This is a genomic window from Vibrio kanaloae, assembly GCF_024347535.1.
In the GTDB taxonomy this organism is placed as follows: domain Bacteria; phylum Pseudomonadota; class Gammaproteobacteria; order Enterobacterales; family Vibrionaceae; genus Vibrio; species Vibrio kanaloae.
The window spans coordinates 84,898-108,234 of sequence record NZ_AP025497.1; the positions used below are offsets into that span (position 1 = coordinate 84,898).

The 23,337-nt window shown below is 44.2% G+C and carries 24 protein-coding genes; 17 read left to right on the forward strand and 7 right to left on the reverse strand.

The annotated features are described in order from the left end of the window. Window positions 1–11: 11 nt before the first annotated feature. From dapF to OCV24_RS00400, 5 genes are all read left to right on the forward strand, one after another. Entirely contained in the window at window positions 12–842 is an 831-nt protein-coding gene (gene dapF, locus OCV24_RS00380; protein WP_017055544.1) for a diaminopimelate epimerase, read from the forward strand. Window positions 843–887: 45 nt separating this feature from the next. Then, window positions 888–1,586: a DUF484 family protein gene (locus OCV24_RS00385; RefSeq protein ID WP_046224941.1), complete on the forward strand. Its 699-nt coding sequence runs from the start codon at window positions 888–890 to the stop codon at window positions 1,584–1,586. After that, the gene (xerC, locus tag OCV24_RS00390) at window positions 1,555–2,487 is read left to right on the forward strand and encodes a tyrosine recombinase XerC (RefSeq protein ID WP_029626866.1); all 933 of its coding nucleotides are present in this window, start codon (window positions 1,555–1,557) and stop codon (window positions 2,485–2,487) included. Before OCV24_RS00385 ends, xerC begins: the two co-directional genes overlap by 32 nt. Window positions 2,488–2,500: 13 nt before the next feature. After that, window positions 2,501–3,217 (forward strand): 5-amino-6-(5-phospho-D-ribitylamino)uracil phosphatase YigB, encoded by a 717-nt coding sequence (gene yigB, locus OCV24_RS00395; RefSeq protein ID WP_060468847.1) that lies wholly within the window; start codon window positions 2,501–2,503, stop codon window positions 3,215–3,217. 160 nt (window positions 3,218–3,377) lie between these two features. Beyond that, window positions 3,378–5,876 (forward strand): bifunctional diguanylate cyclase/phosphodiesterase, encoded by a 2,499-nt coding sequence (locus OCV24_RS00400; protein WP_137034145.1) that lies wholly within the window; start codon window positions 3,378–3,380, stop codon window positions 5,874–5,876. A gap of 134 nt (window positions 5,877–6,010) precedes the next feature. Here the strand turns inward: OCV24_RS00400 and OCV24_RS00405 are convergent, their stop codons facing one another. Together OCV24_RS00405 and OCV24_RS00410 are read right to left on the reverse strand one after the other, a co-directional pair. Next, the gene (locus OCV24_RS00405; RefSeq protein ID WP_150879321.1) at window positions 6,011–6,607 is read right to left on the reverse strand and encodes a tRNA-uridine aminocarboxypropyltransferase; all 597 of its coding nucleotides are present in this window, start codon (window positions 6,605–6,607) and stop codon (window positions 6,011–6,013) included. A 2-nt stretch (window positions 6,608–6,609) separates the two neighbouring features. After that, a complete protein-coding gene (locus OCV24_RS00410) occupies window positions 6,610–8,154 on the reverse strand; it encodes a COG3650 family protein (RefSeq protein ID WP_150879322.1) in 1,545 nt (514 codons plus the stop codon). 39 nt (window positions 8,155–8,193) lie between these two features. Between OCV24_RS00410 and OCV24_RS00415 the strand changes: the two genes are divergently transcribed. After that, entirely contained in the window at window positions 8,194–8,661 is a 468-nt protein-coding gene (locus tag OCV24_RS00415; RefSeq protein WP_017055537.1) for an EVE domain-containing protein, read from the forward strand. 91 nt (window positions 8,662–8,752) lie between these two features. On the opposite strand, the gene OCV24_RS00420 is transcribed toward OCV24_RS00415, so the two are convergent. Next, window positions 8,753–9,580 (reverse strand): Cof-type HAD-IIB family hydrolase, encoded by an 828-nt coding sequence (locus OCV24_RS00420; protein WP_150879324.1) that lies wholly within the window; start codon window positions 9,578–9,580, stop codon window positions 8,753–8,755. Window positions 9,581–9,766: 186 nt separating this feature from the next. Next, on the reverse strand, window positions 9,767–10,747 hold the full coding sequence (locus OCV24_RS00425) for an alpha/beta fold hydrolase (protein WP_017055535.1): 981 nt from the start codon (window positions 10,745–10,747) through the stop codon (window positions 9,767–9,769). Between the two features lie 81 nt (window positions 10,748–10,828). Here OCV24_RS00425 and rhtB point away from each other — a divergent pair, with 81 nt between their 5' ends. From rhtB to OCV24_RS00460, 7 genes are all read left to right on the forward strand, one after another. Further along, entirely contained in the window at window positions 10,829–11,446 is a 618-nt protein-coding gene (rhtB, locus tag OCV24_RS00430; RefSeq protein WP_046224935.1) for a homoserine/homoserine lactone efflux protein, read from the forward strand. A gap of 45 nt (window positions 11,447–11,491) precedes the next feature. Continuing rightward, window positions 11,492–12,712 carry an EAL and HDOD domain-containing protein gene (locus OCV24_RS00435; RefSeq protein ID WP_060468840.1) on the forward strand — a complete coding sequence of 407 codons (1,221 nt, stop codon included), beginning with the start codon at window positions 11,492–11,494 and terminating at the stop codon, window positions 12,710–12,712. A 99-nt stretch (window positions 12,713–12,811) separates the two neighbouring features. Beyond that, window positions 12,812–13,153, forward strand: a complete 342-nt coding sequence (locus OCV24_RS00440; RefSeq protein WP_150879325.1) for a metalloregulator ArsR/SmtB family transcription factor — start codon at window positions 12,812–12,814, stop codon at window positions 13,151–13,153. A gap of 159 nt (window positions 13,154–13,312) precedes the next feature. Then, entirely contained in the window at window positions 13,313–14,314 is a 1,002-nt protein-coding gene (locus OCV24_RS00445; RefSeq protein ID WP_146448106.1) for an ArsJ-associated glyceraldehyde-3-phosphate dehydrogenase, read from the forward strand. Between the two features lie 172 nt (window positions 14,315–14,486). Further along, entirely contained in the window at window positions 14,487–14,978 is a 492-nt protein-coding gene (locus OCV24_RS00450; RefSeq protein ID WP_150879326.1) for a cyclin-dependent kinase inhibitor 3 family protein, read from the forward strand. Window positions 14,979–15,184: 206 nt separating this feature from the next. Further along, on the forward strand, window positions 15,185–16,405 hold the full coding sequence (gene arsJ / locus OCV24_RS00455) for an organoarsenical effux MFS transporter ArsJ (RefSeq protein WP_029626864.1): 1,221 nt from the start codon (window positions 15,185–15,187) through the stop codon (window positions 16,403–16,405). Between the two features lie 169 nt (window positions 16,406–16,574). Continuing rightward, a complete protein-coding gene (locus OCV24_RS00460) occupies window positions 16,575–17,588 on the forward strand; it encodes an acyltransferase (protein WP_017055528.1) in 1,014 nt (337 codons plus the stop codon). A gap of 35 nt (window positions 17,589–17,623) precedes the next feature. Here OCV24_RS00460 and OCV24_RS00465 read toward each other — a convergent pair whose 3' ends face one another. Next, window positions 17,624–17,953 carry a DUF2500 domain-containing protein gene (locus tag OCV24_RS00465; protein WP_150879327.1) on the reverse strand — a complete coding sequence of 110 codons (330 nt, stop codon included), beginning with the start codon at window positions 17,951–17,953 and terminating at the stop codon, window positions 17,624–17,626. 242 nt (window positions 17,954–18,195) lie between these two features. Here OCV24_RS00465 and OCV24_RS00470 point away from each other — a divergent pair, with 242 nt between their 5' ends. From OCV24_RS00470 to OCV24_RS00480, 3 genes are all read left to right on the forward strand, one after another. Beyond that, window positions 18,196–18,570, forward strand: coding sequence for a hypothetical protein (locus tag OCV24_RS00470; protein WP_017055526.1), 375 nt, complete (start codon window positions 18,196–18,198; stop codon window positions 18,568–18,570). 927 nt (window positions 18,571–19,497) lie between these two features. Continuing rightward, window positions 19,498–20,118, forward strand: a complete 621-nt coding sequence (locus OCV24_RS00475) for a lysoplasmalogenase (protein ID WP_150879328.1) — start codon at window positions 19,498–19,500, stop codon at window positions 20,116–20,118. 121 nt (window positions 20,119–20,239) lie between these two features. Next, the gene (locus OCV24_RS00480; RefSeq protein WP_029626862.1) at window positions 20,240–20,824 is read left to right on the forward strand and encodes a YhgN family NAAT transporter; all 585 of its coding nucleotides are present in this window, start codon (window positions 20,240–20,242) and stop codon (window positions 20,822–20,824) included. 116 nt (window positions 20,825–20,940) lie between these two features. Here the strand turns inward: OCV24_RS00480 and OCV24_RS00485 are convergent, their stop codons facing one another. Both OCV24_RS00485 and rsmD read right to left on the reverse strand, forming a co-directional pair. Further along, the gene (locus OCV24_RS00485) at window positions 20,941–21,207 is read right to left on the reverse strand and encodes a DUF1145 domain-containing protein (protein WP_017055523.1); all 267 of its coding nucleotides are present in this window, start codon (window positions 21,205–21,207) and stop codon (window positions 20,941–20,943) included. A gap of 16 nt (window positions 21,208–21,223) precedes the next feature. Then, window positions 21,224–21,820, reverse strand: coding sequence for a 16S rRNA (guanine(966)-N(2))-methyltransferase RsmD (rsmD, locus tag OCV24_RS00490; protein ID WP_077680997.1), 597 nt, complete (start codon window positions 21,818–21,820; stop codon window positions 21,224–21,226). A 230-nt stretch (window positions 21,821–22,050) separates the two neighbouring features. On the opposite strand from rsmD, the gene ftsY reads away from it, so the two are divergent. Beyond that, complete coding sequence (ftsY, locus tag OCV24_RS00495; RefSeq protein WP_077680998.1) at window positions 22,051–23,295, forward strand: signal recognition particle-docking protein FtsY; 1,245 nt, start codon at window positions 22,051–22,053, stop codon at window positions 23,293–23,295. The last annotated feature ends 42 nt before the right edge of the window (window positions 23,296–23,337 follow it).

A 23,337-nucleotide genomic window follows, 5' to 3' on the forward strand; every position in this document is an offset into this window, starting at 1 on the left:
TTTTAAGCGTTATGCACTTCCACTTTTCTAAAATGCATGGTTTGGGCAATGATTTCATGGTCGTGGACTGCATTACTCAAAATATCTTCTTTTCTCCAGATTTGATCCGTCGTTTGGCGGATCGTCACACTGGTGTGGGCTTTGATCAACTGCTTGTCGTTGAGGCTCCTTATGATCCAGAAACTGATTTCCATTACCGTATCTTTAATGCGGATGGTAGTGAAGTGGAACAGTGTGGTAATGGCGCTCGTTGTTTTGCACGATTCGTTCGAATGAAAGGTTTAACGAATAGATACAGCATCAACGTGAGCACCAAGAAAGGTAAAATGGTTCTTAAGATTGAGGATAATGACCAGATCACCGTCAATATGGGGGTGCCTGAGTTAGAACCTAGCAAGATTCCCTTTAAGGCAAAGCAGTCAGAGAAGACGTATATCCTAAGAACGGACGAGCACACTTTATTCTGTGGCGCCGTGAGCATGGGTAACCCACATGTCGTCACGGTTGTTGATGATGTGGATACTGCTGATGTTGAAACGCTAGGTCCACTTCTTGAATCACATGAACGTTTCCCTGAGCGTGTGAATGCTGGCTTTATGCAAGTGGTTAACCGTGAAGAGGTTCGCTTGCGTGTTTACGAACGTGGTGCAGGTGAAACTCAAGCATGTGGCAGCGGAGCATGTGGCGCGGTTGCGGTTGGTATTATTCAAGGCTTGCTGGCTGAGAATGTGAAGGTTCGTTTACCTGGCGGTGACTTACACATTAGTTGGCAAGGCCCGGGTAAGCCTCTGTTTATGACAGGCCCTGCAACACATGTGTTTGATGGTCAACTTTCTTGTTAATAACGATTCATCACTAATAGATTCATAAAACATAAAGGATAGGTTTTGTCTTACGTTGAAGCCGATGCACTCACCGCAGAAGTGGTCGCGGAATATTTACGTGATAACCCAGATTTTTTTCAAGATAGGAAAGGTTTGGTTGATCGCCTTGCTATCAATAATGTTGAGCAGGGCGCTGTTTCCTTAGTTGAAGTCCAGCTAAAACGACAACGTCATAGAATTGAAGAGCTCGAAGAAGAGATCACTGGCTTGATGTCGCTGGCGGCGAATAACGATAAAACTTTCTATGAGTTTATGGATCTTCAAGTCCAAGTACTGAAGTGCAACGACTTTATGCAGGTGATAAAAGCCGTTGAACAAAAAGCGTTAGATCTTGGGCTTAAGGCTCATGTTCGAATTCTTTCGCAATCTGGCTTTTATCAGTTGAGTGCTGAGGGTTACTCTAAGTTTTCGCTTAACCACTTCAACGGCAAAGATGCTTATCTAGGGCGCTTGAGAAAAGCCGACAGACACGATTTGTTTGGTGATTATCCAGTTCCAGAGCTAGGCTCTTATGTAGTACTACCACTTACTAAGCAGTCTCCGTTGGGGTTGCTCGCCTTTTCTAGTGAAGATGGTGGTCATTTCCAACCGTATATGGATACGCTATTTTTACGCCATTTAGCGCTTGTCGTTGCGCATTTAGCGGACACCTTACCTTGGCAGATAAATAATGAGCCTAGAGCCCAAAGCACCTCTTCCTAATCGTCTTCAAACTCCACTTTCTCGCTTTTATGAGTACCTTAGAAGCGAGAAGGGGCTTAGCCTACACACTCAACGTAATTACAAACAACAGCTTGAAACTATGGCCGCACACTTGGTCACCCTCGGGCTGAAAGATTGGGGGCAAGTGGACGCGGCGTGGGTAAGACAACTTGCTAGCAAAGGCATGCGTGAAGGTATGAAAGCGAGCAGTATTGCAACACGCTTGTCTTCACTGCGTAGCTTCTTTGATTTCCTTGTGTTGCGTGGCGAAATGACCGCCAACCCTGCCAAAGGGGTCTCGGCACCTCGCAAGCAGCGTCCTTTACCTAAAAACCTCGATGTCGACGAGGTTGGTCAGTTGCTTGAAGTAAGTGGAGACGACCCATTATCGATTCGTGACCGAGCTATGATGGAAGTAATGTATGGTGCGGGGTTACGATTGGCGGAGTTGGTCAGCATCAATCTAAAAGATGTGTTGGGTCGACAGGGTGAGATTCGCGTGGTTGGTAAAGGCGACAAAGAACGCAAAGCGCCTTTTTCTGGTTTGGCTAAAGAGTGGGTCGACAAATGGTTAAAAGTACGCGGTGACTTAGCTTCACCAGGTGAAAACGCTTTGTTTGTCTCTAAGTTAGGAACGCGCATCTCTCACCGTAGTGTACAAAAACGTATGGAAGATTGGGGTAAGAAGCAATCTGTAGCGAGCCACATAAGCCCTCATAAACTTCGCCACTCGTTTGCAACGCATGTGCTTGAGTCTAGCCAGAACCTTAGAGCTGTCCAAGAACTGTTGGGGCACGAAAATATCTCGACTACTCAAGTGTATACCCACTTAGACTTCCAACACTTAGCCCAAGCGTACGATCAAGCTCACCCAAGAGCACGTAAGAAGAACAAAGGTTAGATAAGGGTTTACTATGCGAATTTATCGAGGGTTAAAGACCATCAAAGCGATGACCTTTGACTTGGATGACACCTTGTATGATAACTGGCCTGTGATAATGAAAGTAGAAAAAGAGATGGCGCAATGGTTGAATCAAAAACATCCGGTGTCGGCTTCTTTATCACAAGAAGAGTGGCAGGGGGTGAAACAACAGGTCGCTGCTGAAAACCCCAATTTAAAGCACGATGTCACCGTATGGCGCGAGACTCAGATTAAGGTCGGCTTACTGCAGTTGGGTTATTCACAGCAGCAAGCAGAGCAGGCGGCTCGTGAAGGCATCGAACATGCATTATGGCTACGTAATCAAGTCGATGTCCCTCAAGAAACGCATCGAGTGATGACAGAACTTAGTCAACGTATTCCTTTGGTTGCGATTACTAATGGTAATGTGGATCCTCATCAAATCGGTTTGGGCCAGTACTTTCAACGAATCCTTAAAGCTGGCCCTGATGGCAGAGCTAAACCCTACCCAGATATGTTTGATAAAGCCCAACGAGACTTAGCGTGTGATGCTGAGAACATTCTTCATGTTGGCGATCATCTTAGAACCGACGTCTACGGTGCGAAGCGAAGTGGTTTCCAAGCATGCTGGTTTAATGACATTGGTTCCAGTTTATACCTATCTCCTAAGGCAAGAGTGCTACCTGATGTTGAAATAGACCAACTTAGCGATCTCGTGCGACTTATTTAACCGCTACTGTAAGCTCATTACGCCGCATTTATAATTTGAATAGCTAGATTAGTCGCTATTCAAACTTGGTTTAGACTAGAATTATTGGTGCGGCGTTATTCGCGATTCATTTCAGTCATAGCAGGTTATTCACTTTACTCGATTTGGAACAAGGGTTGGCATGCAAACATTTACATTTCTCGCACATACTGAGGAGTTATTCAAATCTCAATTCGATCAGCGAGAGTGGTGTGACAATAAGCAATACCTTATTCAACTTTTCTCAGATCAATCCTCTGATGTTGCTCGTGGTATTGCGAGTGTCGCCTTAAATCATTTAAACCGTGCCACTTTAATCGGGCAGAGTGCTCGTCATGTGATCTGTGATAACACTCTCAAGAGTGCATGTACCTTAGTCATTATCAGTGAATTTAACGAAACAAATTTAACCTCTACCGTTCAGCTTTTTACGGGCAACCTCAATCATGACAGCCAAGTACTGGCTTCCCAGTTGGATCTATCTAAAGATACCAAAGCGGTGATAAGCCTGTGCGATCAGATTGAAGGTCGCGATTACCCTATCTATAGTGCTTTTGAAAACCTACCTTACGTATTCCCCATTGCTGGTGGGTTGTGTCAGGAAAGCGAATTTGGGCGTTGGGTTTTACATAACGAACAGACCTACCAACACGCTTGTGTAGCAGTGGCTTTGACTAACCCCAAACTGAAGGTGTGGTCGGATGCGTACTCTGAGTGGAATCCGATTGGGGTAAAATTGAGAGTGACTCACGCGGTGGGAAACCGCTTATATTCGCTGAATGACAAACCAGCTATCGACGTTTTCAAATATTATCTTGCTGATGGAAAAGACCTGCCTTTCAGCCAGTTGATGAGTTTTCCGCTCTATCGAGAGTTAGGCAGAAAGAAGGAGATCTCGACACCGCGGCGCATTAATGATGATGGCAGTATTGAGTTTGATAGCCCTTGGCATACCGGAGAGGAAGCGCAGTTTTGTTATAATCACCCATCTTTGAGCGCAGAAAAAGTTCGTCATGGTGCGGAGGTGCTAGCTATGCATCAACCTGAATCTGTGATCATTTATAACTGTGTCTCTCGGTTGGAATTTATTGATAGTAAGCTTGAGTTGAAGCCATTTGAGGGGATAGTGGATGCGTGCGGTGCATACTGTATGGGGGAGTTATATCGTAATGAAGATCGCCCAGAGATACTTCACCACAGCCTCACCTACATTGCGATGCGCGAGTCGGACGAAATCAAAGAGTTTCACAGTGAAGATTTTCAGTGTGGCTCAACGGTGTCGCCACTGCTTAATCTTGTCAGAAACGCAGTCGCCGATCTCGATAGCGTGAACACACAGATGGAGAAAAAACTTCACCTACAGGCTCGAAAATTAACGGAAAGCTATCGGATTGATTCTCGTACTGGCTTACCGAATCGTATTGTATTAAAAGAACGCCTCAATACGATTACTCTCACTGAACATTTGCTGACACTCAAGTTAACCAACTTTCATCAGGTTAACGAAAAATATGGTTACCAAGTAGGGGACCAGTTGTTACTCGATTTGTCCAATCACTTTGTTGAGCGATTGCAGCTTCGTGTGGGTAAGGCGTCTCAATTAAAAGTAGAACTTTTCAGTATTGGGGTTGGCGAATGGGCGATCATCTTTAATGCGAGTGTTGATAGCGTGAAGATAGAGCAAGGTTTCATTGAATTTGCTGATGATATTGAACACATTAATTTTGAGCCGTATGGATTAACCGATATTGATTACCTGTCGGTTTCTCTGTGTGGTGGTTTCGCCAGTCGTTGCGACTTCTTAACCGACACGGGCGATGATATTTTGTTAAAAGCGATTGAGGCTCGACGTTATGGGGTGCGTAATAATACTCATATTACTAATGCCAAAGACATTCAAGTCAGTGAAGAGGATCGTAAGGAACAACTAGGTTGGTTGAGTTGCGTAAGCCGAGCGATCTTAGATCAGAATATTATCACTTACTCACAACCTATTGTGGCATCGGGCACTCACGAAATGATTGGCCAAGAGTGTTTGGTCAGAATCATGGAATCAGATGGTACTATTGTCCCACCAGGTAAGTTTCTACCTATGATTGCTGATACGCATCTCTATACTCGACTTAGCCGACACATGATTAAGAACACAATAGGTTATATGGCGGATAAGCAGAGCCCGTTCTCGATCAACCTTTCCCCACAAGACTTGTTGAGTGATAAGACACTTGAGATTCTCGAGGCTGCCATCTGTGGCATCAACGATCCCACGAGACTTGGTATAGAAGTTATCGAGTCAGAACAGATCAAAGATTATGGCCGAATGATTGAGGTGTGTGATCACTTCCGTGCTCTTGGGGCGAGAATCATTGTTGATGATTTTGGTTCTGGTTATTCCAACATTGATGAGATCATCAAGCTTGAACCACAGATTATTAAGCTCGACGGTAGCCTGATTCGTAATATCGATAAAGATAAGAAGCAACGTAAGATAGCTCAACAACTCGTCAGCCTTTGTCATATCTTAAACGCTAAGACGGTAGCGGAGTTCGTACATAATGAACAGGTATGTCGAATAGCAGAGGAGATGGGGGTTGATTACTTGCAGGGTTACCACTTTGGTGAACCCCAGCGTCTTTTTTGATGAGGGCGATTGACGTAGTAGATCGTTTCACGTGAAACAATAATTGGTTAATAGATTAAAGTACGATGTAAAAAGGGTGAGCTTATGGCTCACCCTTTTGGATTACGCTATTTATCTCAAGCCTCTGTACTTAACTATTTGAGTGAGTGACCACATTTATCCGCTTGGAATACTTTGAGATAATGTTGATAGTAATCGTCAATCAGTCTTGCAGGCTCTTCTTCACCTAATGCTTTGAATAGTTCGACACCCACCTCACAGGTACACAGATGACCACTGTCTTGATTGCGGCGTAGGGTATAGGAAGATTCACTCGTAATATCGAGATGAACCTGAGGAATGTTTTTTAACCACGGGCTCTTGTTGAGCATCTTCTTCGCTTCTTGCCATGTGCCATCCAAGATGATGAACAACGGTTTTCGGTCATTCGTTTCGTTCAATACCGCTTGCTGACACTCCATACTCTTTTCACTTGGGAACAACAGAAAAGGTTGTAGCGTGTTATCGTCAAGCAATGATATTAAATCAGCTGGCGGTGTTTTCCTTTGCCACACGAATGACTCGCACTGCTCAAGCGATTGTTGCAGCAGCTTCCCGGTATTGGTGTCGCGTGATAGTTCATTCTCATGAGTGAGCAGTACCAGAGCGATTTGGCTTTCAACACTAGGTATCAGGTGACAAATACATTGGTGAGTGAAGCCACAACTAGGGCAAGCTTGTTGGTTACTCATGTTTACAGCTTGACTCCACTTTGTGCGGGTGAGACGCCATCAGCAAATAACACCACGTCGCTGATATTAGCATCATCGGCGACTGGCGCGACGCTTGGGTTGAGTGGGTAGCTCACACCAGTGTAAGACAGTACATGTTTTGCAGGTGTTGCTCCGCCGCCGCTGACATTGAAGATCAGATCATGCCAATCGTGGTTTTGTGATTTACCTAAGCGTATGTCGCCCTTAACCAATGTCACTCGGCTATTGAAGCGCCAGTTATCTTGATGATTCTCAAAAATAAGCAGTGTACAGCCACCAGAGCCACACCAATCGAGCTGGGCAAACAGTTCTTCTTTACCATCGCCATTTAAGTCGTAGGTTAACCAGCGGTACTTAGTATTGTCTGGTGAGGTGTTATTGATCTTAAAGTATTCGCGGATCGCTTGGTCGACTTTTGGATCAAGTTGATCACTCGAATTAATCTGCTTTGCAGCTAGATCAACGTTTGTGGTCGCGTTCACTTGCGCCTGCTTGCTTTTGGCTTCAAACAATACCAACCCACCATTGGCAATCGGGTAGACGACATTGCCTACTTTCTCTTTCTCAGCGACCAGCTTGCCGTTATCGAGCGTGAAGATACGCTCTGAGATCAGGTATTGCTGCTGGTGGCGAGTCATCACAACTTGAACCTGATTTTGGTTGAGTTGCTGCCAGAAGCCTTGTTCAACAATCGAAGGGTCACCATTGCTGTACGAGTAAGTCGTGATTGCGCTGTGGTCATCGTTGAGTTCTAGGTTGATAGAGAACCCTGAGTTTTGGGTTGAGCTTGCGAAGTAGAGTCCGCTCCAGTCTAGCGTAGGATCTTGGTTAGATACTGTTGCACAGCCGTTGTACTTGCTGTCATTAAGATTGAGTTTCGCTTCCCAGCCATAGATAGAGTCACTCATGCCATCGCTACAGCTCTCTTTCTTAAGATTTAGCTCGCCTTGCGCTGATTGACCTTCTAGTTGGTAGTCACGAGTGCTTGGTGTAGTGCGGCTTGATTCGATATTGAGTCGCTGTGGCTGTTCGCCCATTTTAGTGTATTTGAGTTGGTCTTTATCAAAGGTCGCAGACCAGAATGGTTCATTGCCGAACACATGAGTAGAGCGCAAGGGTTGGTCACAGCGATCAGGGTTCTCTGCGGTTAGGATATTGACTTGGTCAACCACGAAGCGCGCGGTGAAGTCGGCATTATATCCAGTTTGGCTTGGTACCGTTAGGTGGCCGATGAGCTCACCATACAAGGCTTGATAAGGTCTGGTTGCTAAGCCTTGCGCTTCAAGTGCCAACGCTGGCGATAAATCTAACCAGTATTGTTGCTGGCTACCGCAAGGGGTGAAGGTTCGGCTCTCATGGCCAACCACAACCTGACCACGCATGATGAAGGTTTGCGGTTGAATGCTGAGTGGCTCATCCAAGATTGCTGGTGGAACTTCAGGTTGTTGCGGCGTATCTGGCGCCGTTACACAACCTTGTAGCGCGAATGCGACTAGCCATGTCACTGGGTTTTTCATTACCTTCATGTTATATCTTCCTCGAAGCAACCGTTAATTGGATTTATTATGGCATATTGGTTATTTAAAACAGAACCCGACACCTTTTCTATTCAAACTCTTAGGGTACAAAAAACCTCTTGTTGGGAGGGGGTACGCAACTATCAGGCTCGAAACATGATGCGAGATGACGTCAAACTTGGAGATCTGGTGATGATATACCATTCATCATGTAAAAAAGTTGGCGTAGCGGGGATCGCGAAAGTAACCAGAGAAGCCTACCCAGACCATTTTCAATTCGAGCCTGAGAGTGATTACTACGATCCTAAATCTTCACCAGACAACCCGCGCTGGATTATGGTGGATGTCGAGTTTGTGCGAGTAACCGAGCGATTGATTCCTTTAGCAACATTGAAAGCCATGCCAGAACTATCAGAGATGCCATTGGTTAAACGAGGTAATCGCTTGTCCATCATGCCTGTTACCGAGCAGGAGTGGCAGACTATTTTAAGTAAAGAAGTTCTCAGTTCTCGTTAACGTTAGAGGAAGGTTTTAGCGTAAGGTTCAAAAAAGCAGCCAGTGGCTGCTTTTTTATTTACTCAGATGGCTTCGATTAGACCTGTCTAGATTAAAGCAGGTGTTTTTCTAAGTAGTGAGCAACCGCATCGTCTGCGTTGCTGCCAATCACTTCATTGTCTGGCAGGGCTTTCATCACTTTCTCATGCGATGTGCCCATGATCAGGCCTTTACCTGCCATAGCAAGCATCTCAGCATCATTCATACCATCACCAAAGGCAATGCAGTTATCAAGTGTCAGGTTCAGAGATTTCGCGACAGCGTCTAACGCATGGCCTTTAGATACTTCTGCTGCCATCACTTCTAGACACCAAGGCGTTGAAAAAGCGATGTTCAGTTTGTCGCCAAACGTATCTCTTAGCTTTTGCTCAAACGTTACTAGGTATTCATGGTCTTGCTCTGGGTGTGTGAAGAAGACTTTCGCAATGCCGTCACTTGGTGCGTTGTCCGCTTCGAAGCGCTTGTAGCTAAAGCCAGACTCACTGTGAAATTTAGCGAGCATCTCATCTTCACGATCCAGCAACCAATCTTCATCCTGGTACATGTGAACAAAGATGTTTGGATCTTGGCGAACAATATCAATAACCGGTTGTACTAATTCCTGAGGCACGTTCTGGCTATACATTAGTTGATCATTCTGGTCGTGCACACGTGCACCGTTTGAAGTGATCATATAGGCCGGAATCCCAGCTATCTCACGAATACCTGCCACATCGACATGGTGGCGACCTGTTGCGAAGATAAAGGTATAACCTTGGTCGTGTAACTTCGTGAGTGTTTGTTTAGTAAAGTCGCTGAGCTGATGATCAGGTGCTAGTAGCGTACCATCTAAATCGGAGGCAACAATTTTCACGGAATCTTTTAGTGCAGAAATAGTCATTTAACCCTCATTGCAAAATGCTTAACCAATATTGTTACTAGCCAACGCTAGCATTGTTGTAACTACAATATCTTTAGCTAGAAATTGTATGCCAAATCTGCGCAAGAAAAGAGGGCAAAGCTCACTTACTTCTCTTCCTCTTTAGCGCTTATCTTAGTTGTAATTAATCTCTCTTGGTGTGCTGAGCTAAACAAAAAACTGAATAATGGCATCCAGAGTTTGGTTACGGTATTTATCTTGTTCAAATAACACCTCATGCCTAGAGCCTTCAATGACTTTTAATTGGCAAACGGGGTTGGTTTTTCTTAGCTTATTGATGAACTTTATTTGAGCATAGTTACTGACAATCTTCTCTTCCCCAGCCTGAATCAACAGCAACGGAATTTTGATTTGACGAGTTTGCTGGATTGACTGTTTTGCCGCCATTAACCCTTGCCATACCCAACGGGTACTCGCTCCGCCTACTTGTAATGCGGGAGACTCTTCATATAAGTTTCGGAACCATTGATAACGTACCTGACTGTGGCTTAGCAGGTTAGTTTCAAATGGCTTTGAGTTGTACGCTTGTTGACCTGGAGCATAGACAGGCTTGATATGGTAAGCGGTGAGTACTTGTCCAACAACCATCGCGATGGGCTTAAGATACCACTCGGTATTGATACCAAACATTGGAGCGCACAGGGTGACTTTGTCAAACGGCTGTTCGGGGTGTGTTTGCAAGTAGCGTGTAGCAATAGTGCTGCCCATTGAGTGAGCCAACAAGTAACGATTGTCATACTTGCTAAGGTCAAAACTGTCAATGATGTCAGACATGTCGGATACATAATCATCAAACTCATGAATGTGACCAATGTCAGAGTCTGTTACCATTCGCTCTGACTGACCTTGACCTTGGTGGTCAAATGAATAAACGTCATAACCTTGCTGGTAGAGATCATAAAAGAGTTCTTGGTATTTTAAGCAACATTCGATACGACCATTGGCAATCACAATGGCTTTGGTGTGTGTTGATGAGGTTAAGCTACACCAATACAGTTTCTTTTTACCAGATGATGTTATATACCCTTCTTTTCGTTGTTGCCAAAGGGTAGGGATCAGGTGTCTAATCGCTTGCTCGAACTGAGGTTCTTGCGTGTAAGAAAACGGGGTGACACTGTGGTTTTCCATGGAAAGTTACCTGAGCTAATACGTGTGAGAGCTTTATTGCTACTAATGTTATTAGATTAAAGAACTAGTAAGGAAATGCAAATGGATACTCATGTTTGGCTTGCTTATGTCGTTACTGCGATTTTGTTTAGCTTGGCTCCGGGCTCCGGCACCGTGAATTCAATCAGTAATGGGCTAAGTTATGGCACCAAGAAATCACTCGCATCGATCGCAGGCTTACAGCTAGGCCTTGCATTCCACATCATGTTGGTGGGGGCGGGTATCGGTGCATTAGTGGCTAAATCTGCATTGGCGTTCATCATTATCAAATGGGTTGGCGTGGTTTATCTTGTTTGGTTAGGTATTCAAAAATGGCGTGATAGCTCTAGCTTAGTGGCTTCTGAAGAGAGCTCTACCCTATCGAGTGGCAAGCTGCTGAGAAATGCGGTACTTATTAACCTCACCAACCCTAAATCTATCGTATTTTTGGTGGCTCTGTTTCCTCAATTTATTGACCCGACACAACCGCAAGCACCGCAACTGTTAGTGTTAGGTGTTACGACGGTATTTATTGATAGTGTTGTTATGTTGGGTTACACCTCATTAGCTTCACAAATGGGGCGTTTTATCCGTTCAGATCGCATAATGGGTAAGATAAATAAAATATTTGGTGGTATGTTCATGGGCTGCGGTGCCTTGCTGGCTGCTGCCAAAGCTTAGTGAAAGCAATAGAGTTCTCGTTAAACCAATTAGAGTTATCAATAAATGACCGTTACGTACGTTGCTCGACAACCTATCTTAAATCGTAATAAGAACACGCTTGGTTATGAACTGTTGTTTCGCGATGGAGAAAGGAATGCCTATCCAGCGCATATTGAGTCCAATCGAGCAACGTATCGTCTGATTGTTGAGAACTTCTTGTCGGTTGGACTCAACCCTTCGATTCCGTCTTCACGTTGCTTTGTTAATTTTCCGTACCAGAGCCTGATTCGTCGGCTTCCTTTAAGCTTGCCTAAAGACAAGGTCGTGGTGGAAATTCTTGAAACCTGTACACCGACCGATGAGCTCTTAGAGGCCGTTAAAGAGCTCTATCAAGCGGGTTATATGATTGCCCTTGATGATTTCACCTCAACACCTGAGTGGGAACGTTTTCTCAGGTACACGCATATTGTTAAGCTCGATATTATGCAGATGGGTTTGGATGAGGCGTGCGATTTGGTGAAGGCGCATCAAGGGAAGAAGTTTAGCTTTCTTGCTGAAAGAGTCGAAACCGAGCAAGAATTCCAGCAAGCAAAAGAGGCCGGTTTTAAGTTCTTCCAAGGCTATTTCTTTAGTAAGCCAGAAATTATCAAGACTAAGTACATTAGCCCAGAGCAAGTGATTGCCATGGAGCTATTCCAGGAAGTGTGTAAGCCTGATGTTGACTTCCAGCGTGTCGAAAGCATCGTAGCTAAAGATATTGCTTTGTCCTATAAGCTGTTGCGTTTTGTGAACACTATGTCTCCACGACTTGAAGTTACCATTTCTTCATTCCGTCAGGCCTTGGTTTATCTGGGGCAAGATAAGCTGAAAATGTTTGTTTCGTTGGCGGTGGCCTCTTATGTCTCTGATAAAAAACCAAAAGAGCTATACGGTTTGTCTTTGCAGCGTGCACAGTTTTGCCAGCGTATGTCTCGCTACCAAGCATTTGAAGGGCACCAAGAGCAAGCCTTTATGATTGGTTTGTTTTCGTTGTTGGATGCACTGCTCGACCTGTCGCTAGAGAACCTTGTCGAGCAGTTACCGCTATGTAAAAGCATCAAGGTCGCTCTGCTTCGCAGAGAGGGGCCTTATGGCACATTATTGGCGCTTGAAGAGAGTTTTGAACATGCAGATTGGCAACAGATCGATGAGCATTGCGCAAATCTAGGGCTGAACGTGGAGCAGGTTAAAACAGAGCTCACTGAAGCTCGACGCTGGAGCCATACGATCACCAACCAGCTTTGATTTATCTTTGTTAAACTTTAATGACAATTGAAACGCACGCCTTGACGTGCGTTTTTTTATATTTAATATATATGTATATCCATATATGAGTATGTTTTTATGCTTCCTCACCAATTTTTTAAATTACTGTCCGATGAAACGCGAGTGCGTTGCTTAATGTTGATAGTTCGCAATGAGTGCTTATCGGTTGGTGAGTTGACTCAGGCATTGCAAGAAAGTCAGCCAAAGGTTTCACGCCATCTTGCGCAGTTGCGTTCAAATGGCATTTTGACTGACGTTCGCCAAGGGCAATGGGTGTTTTATCGCTTGTCACAAGATTTACCGGGTTGGATGCTAAAGTTAATTGATTACCTTATCGCATCGAACTGTTTGAAAACTGAATATCAACAAGACATTGAACGACTAGAAGCCATGACTTCACGCCCTCAATGTTGCGTTTAAGTACATTAAAACTTATTGCCGAAATAGTTGGAGTTGCAGCTAGGCGACAAGTGAACTTATCCCTATGAGCATAGATGTCCTATGTGATTAGGGTAAGTGAACGTAATCAACAACGCTGCGGCTTCAAAATATGAAGGCAATTAACTGAGAGAACAGAAAATGACAGTCAAAGTAGGTATTAATGGTTTTGGTCGTATCGGCCGTCTAGCACTTCGCGCAGCATTCGATTGGGATGAGCTAGAATTTGTTCAAATTAACGATGTTGCTGGCGACACAGCAACGCTGGCTCACCTTCTTGAGTTCGATTCGGTTCAAGGTCGTTGGAACCATGAAGTGTCTGTTGAAGGCGATGAGATGAGCATCAACGGTCAACGCATCAAAACCACCAAAGAGCGCGACATCGACGCGATCGATTGGTCTGGCTGTGATGTAGTTATCGAAGCGACCGGTGTTCACCGTAAGACATCATTCCTAAACAAATACCTAGATCAGGGCGTGAAGCGTGTTGTGGTATCAGCGCCAGTGAAAGAAGAAGGCATCGCAAACATCGTTGTTGGTGTGAACGACAACATCTTCGACCCTGCGGTACACAAAATCGTAACCGCAGCATCTTGTACAACGAACTGTCTTGCGCCAGTAGTTAAAGTGATCAACGAGAAACTTGGTATCGAAAACGCAGCTTTCACCACTATTCACGATCTCACTAACACGCAAACTATTCTTGATGCGCCCCATAAGGATTTACGCCGCGCACGTGCATGTGGCATGAGCCTTATCCCGACAACTACGGGTAGTGCTAAAGCGATTGTTGAGATCTTCCCTGAGCTGGAAAATCGTATTAACGGCCATGCGGTCCGTGTGCCACTAGCGAATGCCTCTCTGACTGACATCATCTTTGAAGTGAAGCAAGACACTACGGCGGAAGAAGTCAATGCGATGCTAAAAGAAGCGTCTGAAAACGAACTGAAAGGCATTCTTGGCTTTGAAGAGCGCCCACTGGTTTCTATCGATTACAAAGGCGACCAACGTTCAACTATCGTAGATGCACTATCAACCATGTTAGTGGGTAAGCGCATGGTTAAGATCTACGCTTGGTACGACAACGAGATGGGCTACGCGACACGTACCGCTGAGTTAGTTCGCACTGTCGGTTTAGCATAATACTCTTCATACTTGAAGCTGCAGCGTTGTTAACTGCGTAAGTTCACCCTAATCACATAGACCCACTATGCTCATAGGGCTGAACTTCATTCCTTTTTAGGGCAAAGGTTGCCTACCTGCAACTCCAATTATTTTGAGTATTAGTTCTATAAGAATTTTAAGAGATTACACAATGACACATCCAACATGGCAACTAGATTTAGAAACTGGTGCGTTAGTGCTTACTCCGTGCCCAGGTACCAAAGAAGCTGACCTAGATGCATCTCTGGCTCAACTTAAAGCGCAAGGTGTAGAAGCGATTGTGACAGCTTTAGACAGTCAAGAACTGGCGAGCAAGAATGTTTCTGAGCTAAGTGACAAAGCGCAAGCATTAGGCATGCAGTGGTTCCAGATCGAGATTGAAGACGATTGTGCGCCAGGCGCTGATTTTTCTGCGAAATGGCAGGCGGCGAGCCCTGCGTTACACCAAGTGGTGGATAACGGCGGTAAGGTTGCGATGCATTGCATGGGCGGCTCAGGCCGTACTGGTTTGTTGGCCGCACACTTGTTGTTAGAAAAGAGCTGGGATCTGAGCAAGATTGTTCAAGAAGTACAGTCACTTCGCCCGGGTGCCTTCACTAAACCAATCCAGGTTGAGTATATTAATGGCGTAGCTTCTGCGTAGCTCTTCATACTTGAACCTGCAGCGTTGTTAACTGCGCAAGTTCACCCTAATCACATAGAACACCTATGCTCATAGGGCTGAACTTGTTTGTTGCCTAGCTGCAACTCCAATTATTTTGAGTATAAGTTAAGTGGAAAGTAAGAATTAGAGCTTTTGGACACCTATGCTCTAAAAGCTCTTTTTGTTTAGATCGTAGAGATAGCATTATGTTTTCAAATCTAAGTAAGAGCGTTCGCCAATATATGTTGGTGACTTTCAACTACTGGAACTTCACCATTACTGATGGTGCACTTCGTATGCTGGTGGTCCTGTATTTTTACGATCTTGGCTACAGTTCGTTAGAGATCGCCTCACTGTTCCTTTTCTATGAATTCTTTGGTGTGGTCACTAATCTAATCGGTGGCTGGTTAGGGGCTCGTCTTGGACTTAATAAGACGATGAACATCGGCTTAGGGATGCAAGTCGTCGCCTTGGGGATGCTCGCGGTGCCAACCGCAATGTTGACCATTCCGTGGGTGATGACGGCGCAAGCCTTATCTGGTATTGCTAAAGATCTCAATAAGATGAGTGCAAAGAGCTCGATTAAGACTTTGGTGCCTGATGAGCAACAAGGTGCTTTGTATAAGTGGATCGCTATTCTGACTGGTTCTAAAAATGCGCTTAAAGGTGCGGGTTTCTTTATTGGTGGCTTGTTGCTTTCTACAATTGGCTTCCAATATGCTGTGTTGGCGATGGCGGCTGTACTGACCTTGGTTTTCATTGGTAGTGTGGTGAGCTTAGAAGCGGACATGGGTAAAGCGAAAACAAAACCTAAGTTCAAACAGATTTTCTCTAAATCTGAATCCATCAACATCCTGTCTGCGGCACGCATGTTCCTGTTTGGTGCTCGTGATGTGTGGTTTGTGATTGCTCTACCTATTTATCTAGGCAGCGTGTTTGGTTGGGATCATTCATGGGTTGGTGGCTTCTTAGCGGCTTGGACCATCGCTTATGGCTTGGTACAGGGCATAGCACCTAAGATTACCGGTAAAGCACAAGGCAAGGTGCCTGATGGTCATGCTGCGCTATTGTGGGCGGGCGCATTGGCTATTGTGACGGCTGGTATTGCGTATGCGGTACAGATAGGTTGGCAACCAGAGTTAGCTATCATTGGTGGCTTGATGGTGTTTGGCGCTATCTTCGCGGTAAACTCATCACTCCACTCCTACCTTATTGTGAGTTATGCGAAAGGCGATGGTGTGTCGCTTGATGTTGGTTTCTATTATATGGCGAATGCGATGGGCCGTCTGATTGGCACCATTCTGTCGGGTTTGGTATTTCAAATGGCCGGTTTGTCTGCGTGTTTGTGGGTATCGTTTGTGTTCTTAGCGATAACAACGGTGATTTCTTTGCGCCTACCTAAGGTACCGCAAACATCAGCCGCATGATCCTCATTCGCAAGAGCTTCATTCACAAGAGCTAAAGTCTCATAATCTAAAGTCGAATGATCTTAATTCGCGATATGCTTCTCCTTTAACAATAAGCTGACCTGGCATTTATTCCGGTCAGCTTTTTTATTGCTATAGTAGAATGATTGAATATTAATCAGGCATTTACATGAAGCAGCGAATTCTCTTTTTTGATTTAGCACGATGTGTCGCGGCCGTAGCGGTTATCGCGATTCATGTTTTGGCGCCTTATCGCAACGAGCTAGGAACCATTCCTTTCGGCGAATGGTTAACAGCAATCACCGTCAATGGATTCAGCCGTTGGGCTGTGCCTGTGTTCATCTTGATTACTGGCGCACTGATGCTCAGTGATCAACGCCCGTTTGACGCCAAATACTACCTCAAGCGTCGTCTGGGCAAGGTACTGATACCTTTCATTGTCTGGTCGCTTTTCTATACCTACCTGTCGGGTTGGTCGGCAATGGGCTTTGATGCCGACGTCAGTTGGGACGTGTTGCTCAATAGCTACCATCATTACACCTATTACCACCTTGGTTTCTTCTATTACTTCATCCCGCTCTACTTTGTGATTCCGTTCTTGCAGATCATGGTTAGAAAGTACGGTGATAGATCGGTCTATGCCTTTACGGCGGTATGGTTGTTCACAACATTGCTGTTCTTACTGAAAATCGATGGCCCTTGGAGTCACGAGTTGTGGTTGTACACCGGTTACTTACCATTGGGTTACTTGCTGTATAAGACTGTGCCACTTAACAAGATGACAGTTGGTGTGAGTGTGTTACTGGGTGGGCTAGCGTTATTAACCACGGTTTACATGGTGGTTGATGCGAGTCTAATCGCTGAGGAGTACACGGTTGGCCGTTGGTTATCTTACAAGACGCTGAATACCGTATTGGCAGCAAGCATGGTGTTTATGCTGTGTCGCTATTTTGGAGAAGGGTTATCTGAAAAAAGTAATCAAGTGGTTGGTTTTATCAGTAAGCACAGTTTGGGTATCTATCTGCTGCACCCTATCTTTTTATGGCCAATGAAAGCGTTCGGTTGGTATCAAGGGCATCCTGTTTGGGTCATTCCGTTATGGATTGTGATTAGTGGTGCAGGGGCTTTATGGATGAGTTGGTTGGTATCTAAGTCCGAAAAAACACGCTGGTTATTGCCGTAGAAGTAAGTCTAATAATTGTTTGAGACAGCTTACGATTAGCGTTTCAACGCAAAGTGCAAGAATTTATCACCTTGATAGGTTAGGGTTCCTTTATCTCCTGGATTAAGCGCGTGAAAGTAGTGGATGCCGACTTGGAATTCTCGTTTCGGACCAACGACACCTCGTTGAACGTAAATCCAGTACTCTTGATCTTCTTGGCCTGGCTCTACGTCGGGAAGGTCGATGGACTGTTTATCTAGTACCGTGACGTTCACTTTCTTTTCTGGTGCATCTTCGCCTTGCATGTGTTTTCGGTAGAAAACAAGAAATGCCCAAGCCGCTAGAACTGCGAGTGCAAAGATAGAAAAAAAGAGTGAATTGGGCATATAACCTCCATATTGTTGAGGTGGTTATTCTAGTCTTTCGGCAATCGATATGTGTGTTGAAAGCCACTATTCGTGAACTGTTGTAAGCTAAGCTGATTATTTTTCGGTAGACTTCACATTTAATAGCCAGTTTGGTTTAAAGCATTGTTATTTATTGTCTCTTTCTCTCGTAAATAACAGTGATTTTGTATAAGAATAAGGAAATGCTCGACTAGAATTATAGTGTGGAGCGGGAGGCCAAGATGACCGACATTGAAAAAGTGGTGACAAGAGTTCGCAATATAGAAAAATTATTGAGACTACACTATCACGCTGAAGGCGAAGGCCTGCATGAGCTTGTAACAAGCTGTGAAGAAAGGCTACCGCACGATATGATAATCAAGCTGCGTTATATCGCAACATGTCGTAATAAGGTAGTGAATGAGCATGATGCTCAATTGGAAGATCAACATCAATTTATAATGATGTGTAACGAGTGTGAGAAGGAACTGACGCCACGTAGTGGTCGTTTTATTTGGCGAGTTGCGATATTACTTATGATGGTAATGACTTTAGCTGCTGCTGGTTTCTATTATGCGAATTGGGATGTATTAAAGTTGCACCTGTTTTCTAAGTGAAAAATTGAACAAAAAAGGGACGCTATAAGCGTCCCTTTTTTTATTTGTAACTTGCTTTAGTACATCATCGGTAGCGTCATGAGGCCTACAACTACCGCGATCATTACAAGTCCTTGCTTTTGCGAAGATGAAATCATAACACTACTCCTAAATTTGGTTGTCTTTCGCTATGTTTTAAAGAATAGCATTACTTATGGGTTTAGATCAATAATTACTTTCTAAGGCTTTAAAAGTGATAGAGAACTGTTGCTTTTTATCTTGTTTTTCTATGTTTAACTGTGTTTTTTGGTGTGTTCTTATTTTGGTCGTTGTGGTTTATGTTTGCTCTGTTTTATTTTAAGTTGCTGTTTTTTAATGGTTGGTTTTTGTGATTTATATTGTTAAAGGTTGTTAAACTGTATTAATGAGGGTTGGTTGTGCCTATGTTTGATTTTTGTTTTATTTTTTCATTTTTGGTTTCGTTTTGGTGGTGATTTTTACAAAGAGTTTGGAGGCGGCTGACAAATATGGGGATAAAAAAACAAGTTACTTACTTTAAGAGTTAACTCCTGTCTGTAATTATCATTTGTCAGTTAATTTTGTTTTTTTATAATCTAATATTATGTATTTATTAGGTTTTAATGGAGGTTCTTTTATTTTTTAAGTATGAATATTAGCGAAAATCGCTGGTTTACTATGATTTCGATAAGCTAGAAATGACCAAAATCGAATGCTGAAGGTTGTAATGTACTTTTAGGCGGGTTTTCCGATAAATCGCTTTAATGTTAAACCAGTAATCATGATCGTAGTGATAATTGTTACGACTTCAATCTAAAGATGTTCTTTTTAGTGGAAGCGTAATCAAGATCCAATTTTGAAGGGCTGAGGCTTTACATCAACACTCGTGTGCCTAGACTGACGACGATTTAAAGCAATAGGGCAAATGGTATGTGGAGTTGGTTAGCGGTTTCCTTGTCTGGTATTGGAGCAATAGCAGGAACGAAACATGGACATATCGGTCAGGCTTTATCGTATAAGGTCTTTACCTTTGTATTATTGGCGGTCATTGCTTTAACTCAGTCTGTCGTCGCTGATTTTACCTATTGGTTGGTGGCAGGGTTGGTTGTCTCTGCGATTGCCGATGCCCTTCACTCTCTCACTCAAAAACGTACTCTGTATTTTGTTTGTTTTTTGGTGGCTCAACTCTGTTACAGCAAAGCATTTTGGTTACAGCTGTCGGGAGAAATGGTCTGGTGGTTGTTCGCACTGCTATTGGCGGCATGTATCGTCGCTTTCTTCTTATTATTACCCCGTTTAGACAAACTTGTCTTTCCTGTGGTTATCATGGGTATGGTGCTTATTCAGCTGGCATGGGCTGCTGGTGAGGTCTGGTTGCTGGATCCTCAACTGTCGCATGCGGTTGGTTTTGTTGGTTGTAGCGTATTGCTGATTTCCGCATTGGCGTATGCTTTAAATTGTTATCGTAGCCCAATCAAGGGGGCCTACTTTTGGGTAACAGGCTGTTACTTTCTCGCACATGCTCTTATTGTTGCTTCCCTTACCATTTAGGGTAAACGTATCTCTATAAATACTCTTCTGGCTGTATAAATTACCGAGTTTGCTACTGTGTTCGAAAATCAATGTTGAGGCTGCTATACTTCCGCGCACTTACGTTTTTCGAGATAAACTTATGGAAATATTATCTGCAGCCACCATGCTGTTTCTCATTATGGATCCGCTTGGCAACTTGCCAATCGTACTCTCTATCCTTAAGCATCTCGATCCAAAACGTCGTCGTATTGTTCTTATTCGTGAGTTGATGTTCGCACTCGTCATCTTGTTGCTGTTTTTGTTTGCAGGTCAAAGCATTATGAATTTCCTGCATGTACAGCCTGAAACTTTAAGTATATCTGGCGGTATAATTCTGTTTATTATCGCGATTAAGATGATTTTCCCAAGTGCTGGCAGCATTACTGGCCTAGCGGCCGGTGAAGAGCCGTTCATTGTACCGATGGCGATCCCTATGATTGCTGGGCCATCAGTGATTGCGGCATTGATTCTGCTTTCTACACAGCACCCTGACAACATGTTAGAGCTTTCTGCTGCTGTGCTACTGGCATGGGGAGCCTCTTTCTTCATTCTTATGTTTAATGGCTTCTTTTTGCGAGTGCTGGGTGAGAGAGGCCTTAAAGCTGTCGAACGCTTGATGGGCTTGCTGCTAGTTATGCTCTCGACTCAAATGTTCTTGGATGGTGTGAAGAGTTACATGGGCTAGTATTGCTACTATCGTTCAATAAAAAACGCCGCTTAACTGAGCGGCGTTTTTGTCTCTACTGTTTCGCAAGGATGTTGTCTGTATCTAAGCTTTGTAAATTTGATCCTTAAGCTCGATTACATCATGTGTTTACGACGGATATCGAGTAGGGCGAAGATTCCAAAAATCAGAATTGACCATTTCTCCCAACGCGACATTTCAATTTTATCGCCGAAGGCACCGATAAAGATCAGCATCTGTAGGCCATGCATGAAGAACAAGAATGCCGTCATGATATAAAGCGCAATCGCCGCATTACCCGGGAACGGGTGAAAAATATTGACGATTAAGACAAACCAAACAAAGGCGATGGCTGCTTTTGCTAGTGGAAGCAAGATATTCATTCAATAACTCCTATTCTTAAGTCGTTCGATTGAACAGTCGGTAACTAGACTGGCCAGTCGTCTTATCGCGATGCAATTTCCAGTTTTCTGGCATAGCTTCGAGTTGCAGCTCTTTCTCTGTTTCGACGTAAATGATGGCATCATCTGCAAGCCAGCCATTGCTCTCAAGCAGTTGTACTGTATCTGCTAATAAGCCTTTCCGAAATGGCGGATCGAGAAAAACCATATCGTAAGGAGTTCCAGGTTTCTTAAGGAAAGAGATAGCATCAGTATTCACGACATTGATGTTGTCTGCTTTGAGTTCTTTAGCATTATCAGAAAGCTGCTTGGCGGCCTTTTGATTCATTTCGAGCAGTGTCACCATTTTTGCTTGGCGAGACGCTGCTTCAAAACCTAGGCCACCAGAACCGGCAAATACATCCAAGCACGTCGAGTGTGGGATATCTTGTGCAACCCAGTTAAAGAGTGTTTCTTTTACTCGGTCAATGGTTGGGCGTAAGCCTTCTAAATCATGAACAGGCAGTTTTCTTCCTCTCCATGAGCCACTAATAATTCGAACAAAGCCCCCGGATGGCTTTTTTTGTGATGTGTTTTGCTGGCGACGTCTTACCATAGATTTTTTGACCGCTAATAAAGTGATACTATACCGAGCCCAATTTAAGTGGGTTCGAGTATTAAATAAATTTGCAATGACAAAGTGTATCAAGCTAAAAGCAAACTTATCACTGCTTTGTCATTTTTCTTTACTATTCGTTTGTACAAGATTGTATTGTATAACAATAGCAAAGAGTCGACGTGCATTAAGTCAATACAGTTAATTAGTAGATCTAGGGAACTCCTCGGATGACGGAAAAAAAGAAGCGCGGATTATTATCGTGGCTTGGTTTTGGTGAAGAAGAACAAAGCCCAAAAACGCAGAATGAAGCGAACGTAGAAAACGTTGAAGAGCAAACTGAAGTTGAATCACCTGTCGAGGCTGAACAGGTCGCGCCTGAAACTGAAGTCGCTAAGCCAGTGGAACCTAAGCCAGTTGAATCAGAGCAAGCGCTTGAAGAGACTCAAGAAGAGCAGCAACCTGTCCGCGCAGAAGCAGAAGCAGAAGCAGAAGCAGAACAGGAAGAAGTAGCTCTTCAAGTTAAGGTTGAAGAAGTGCAAGAGAAGCCAACAGAAAGCTTCTTTGCTCGCCTTAAGCGCAGCCTTAGTCGTACTAAAGCAAACATTGGTGCTGGCTTCTTTGGCTTGTTCAAAGGCAAGCAAATCGATGAAGAGCTATTTGAAGAGCTAGAAGAGCAACTTCTGATCGCTGATGTGGGGATGAATACCACCGTTAAGATCATTGAAAATCTGACAGAAAAAGCATCTCGCAATGACCTAAAAGACGGTGAGGCGCTTTATGGTCTGCTCAAAGAAGAGATGGCAGATATCTTAAGCCAAGTGGAACAGCCATTGGTTGTTGATACGACTAAAACGCCTTACGTTATTTTAATGGTCGGTGTGAATGGTGTGGGTAAGACAACCACCATCGGTAAGCTGGCGAAACAGTTCCAGAGTGAAGGCAAGAAAGTGATGTTAGCGGCGGGTGATACATTCCGTGCAGCAGCCGTTGAACAGCTTCAGGTTTGGGGGCAGCGTAACGATGTGCCGGTTATCGCTCAGCACACAGGTGCGGACAGCGCGTCTGTTATCTACGATGCGATTGAAGCCGCGAAAGCGCGTGGTGTCGATGTTGTGATTGCTGATACAGCAGGTCGTTTGCAGAACAAGAGCAACTTGATGGAAGAGCTACGCAAGATTGTTCGTGTAATGAAGAAGATTGATGACTCTGCACCGCACGAAATCATGCTAACACTTGATGCAGGGACTGGTCAGAATGCTATCAGCCAAGCAAAACTATTCAGTGAAGTCGCACCGGTAACGGGGATTACGCTCACTAAGCTAGATGGTACGGCGAAAGGTGGTGTGATTTTCTCAATTGCAGACCAGTTCCAGATTCCAATTCGTTATATTGGTGTCGGTGAAGGTATCGACGACTTACGTCCATTTGAGTCGAAAGACTTCATTGAAGCACTATTTAGTCGTGAAGAATAACGCGTGTGGCTGGTGGTTTATTCTTAACCGGCTACCGTTTTA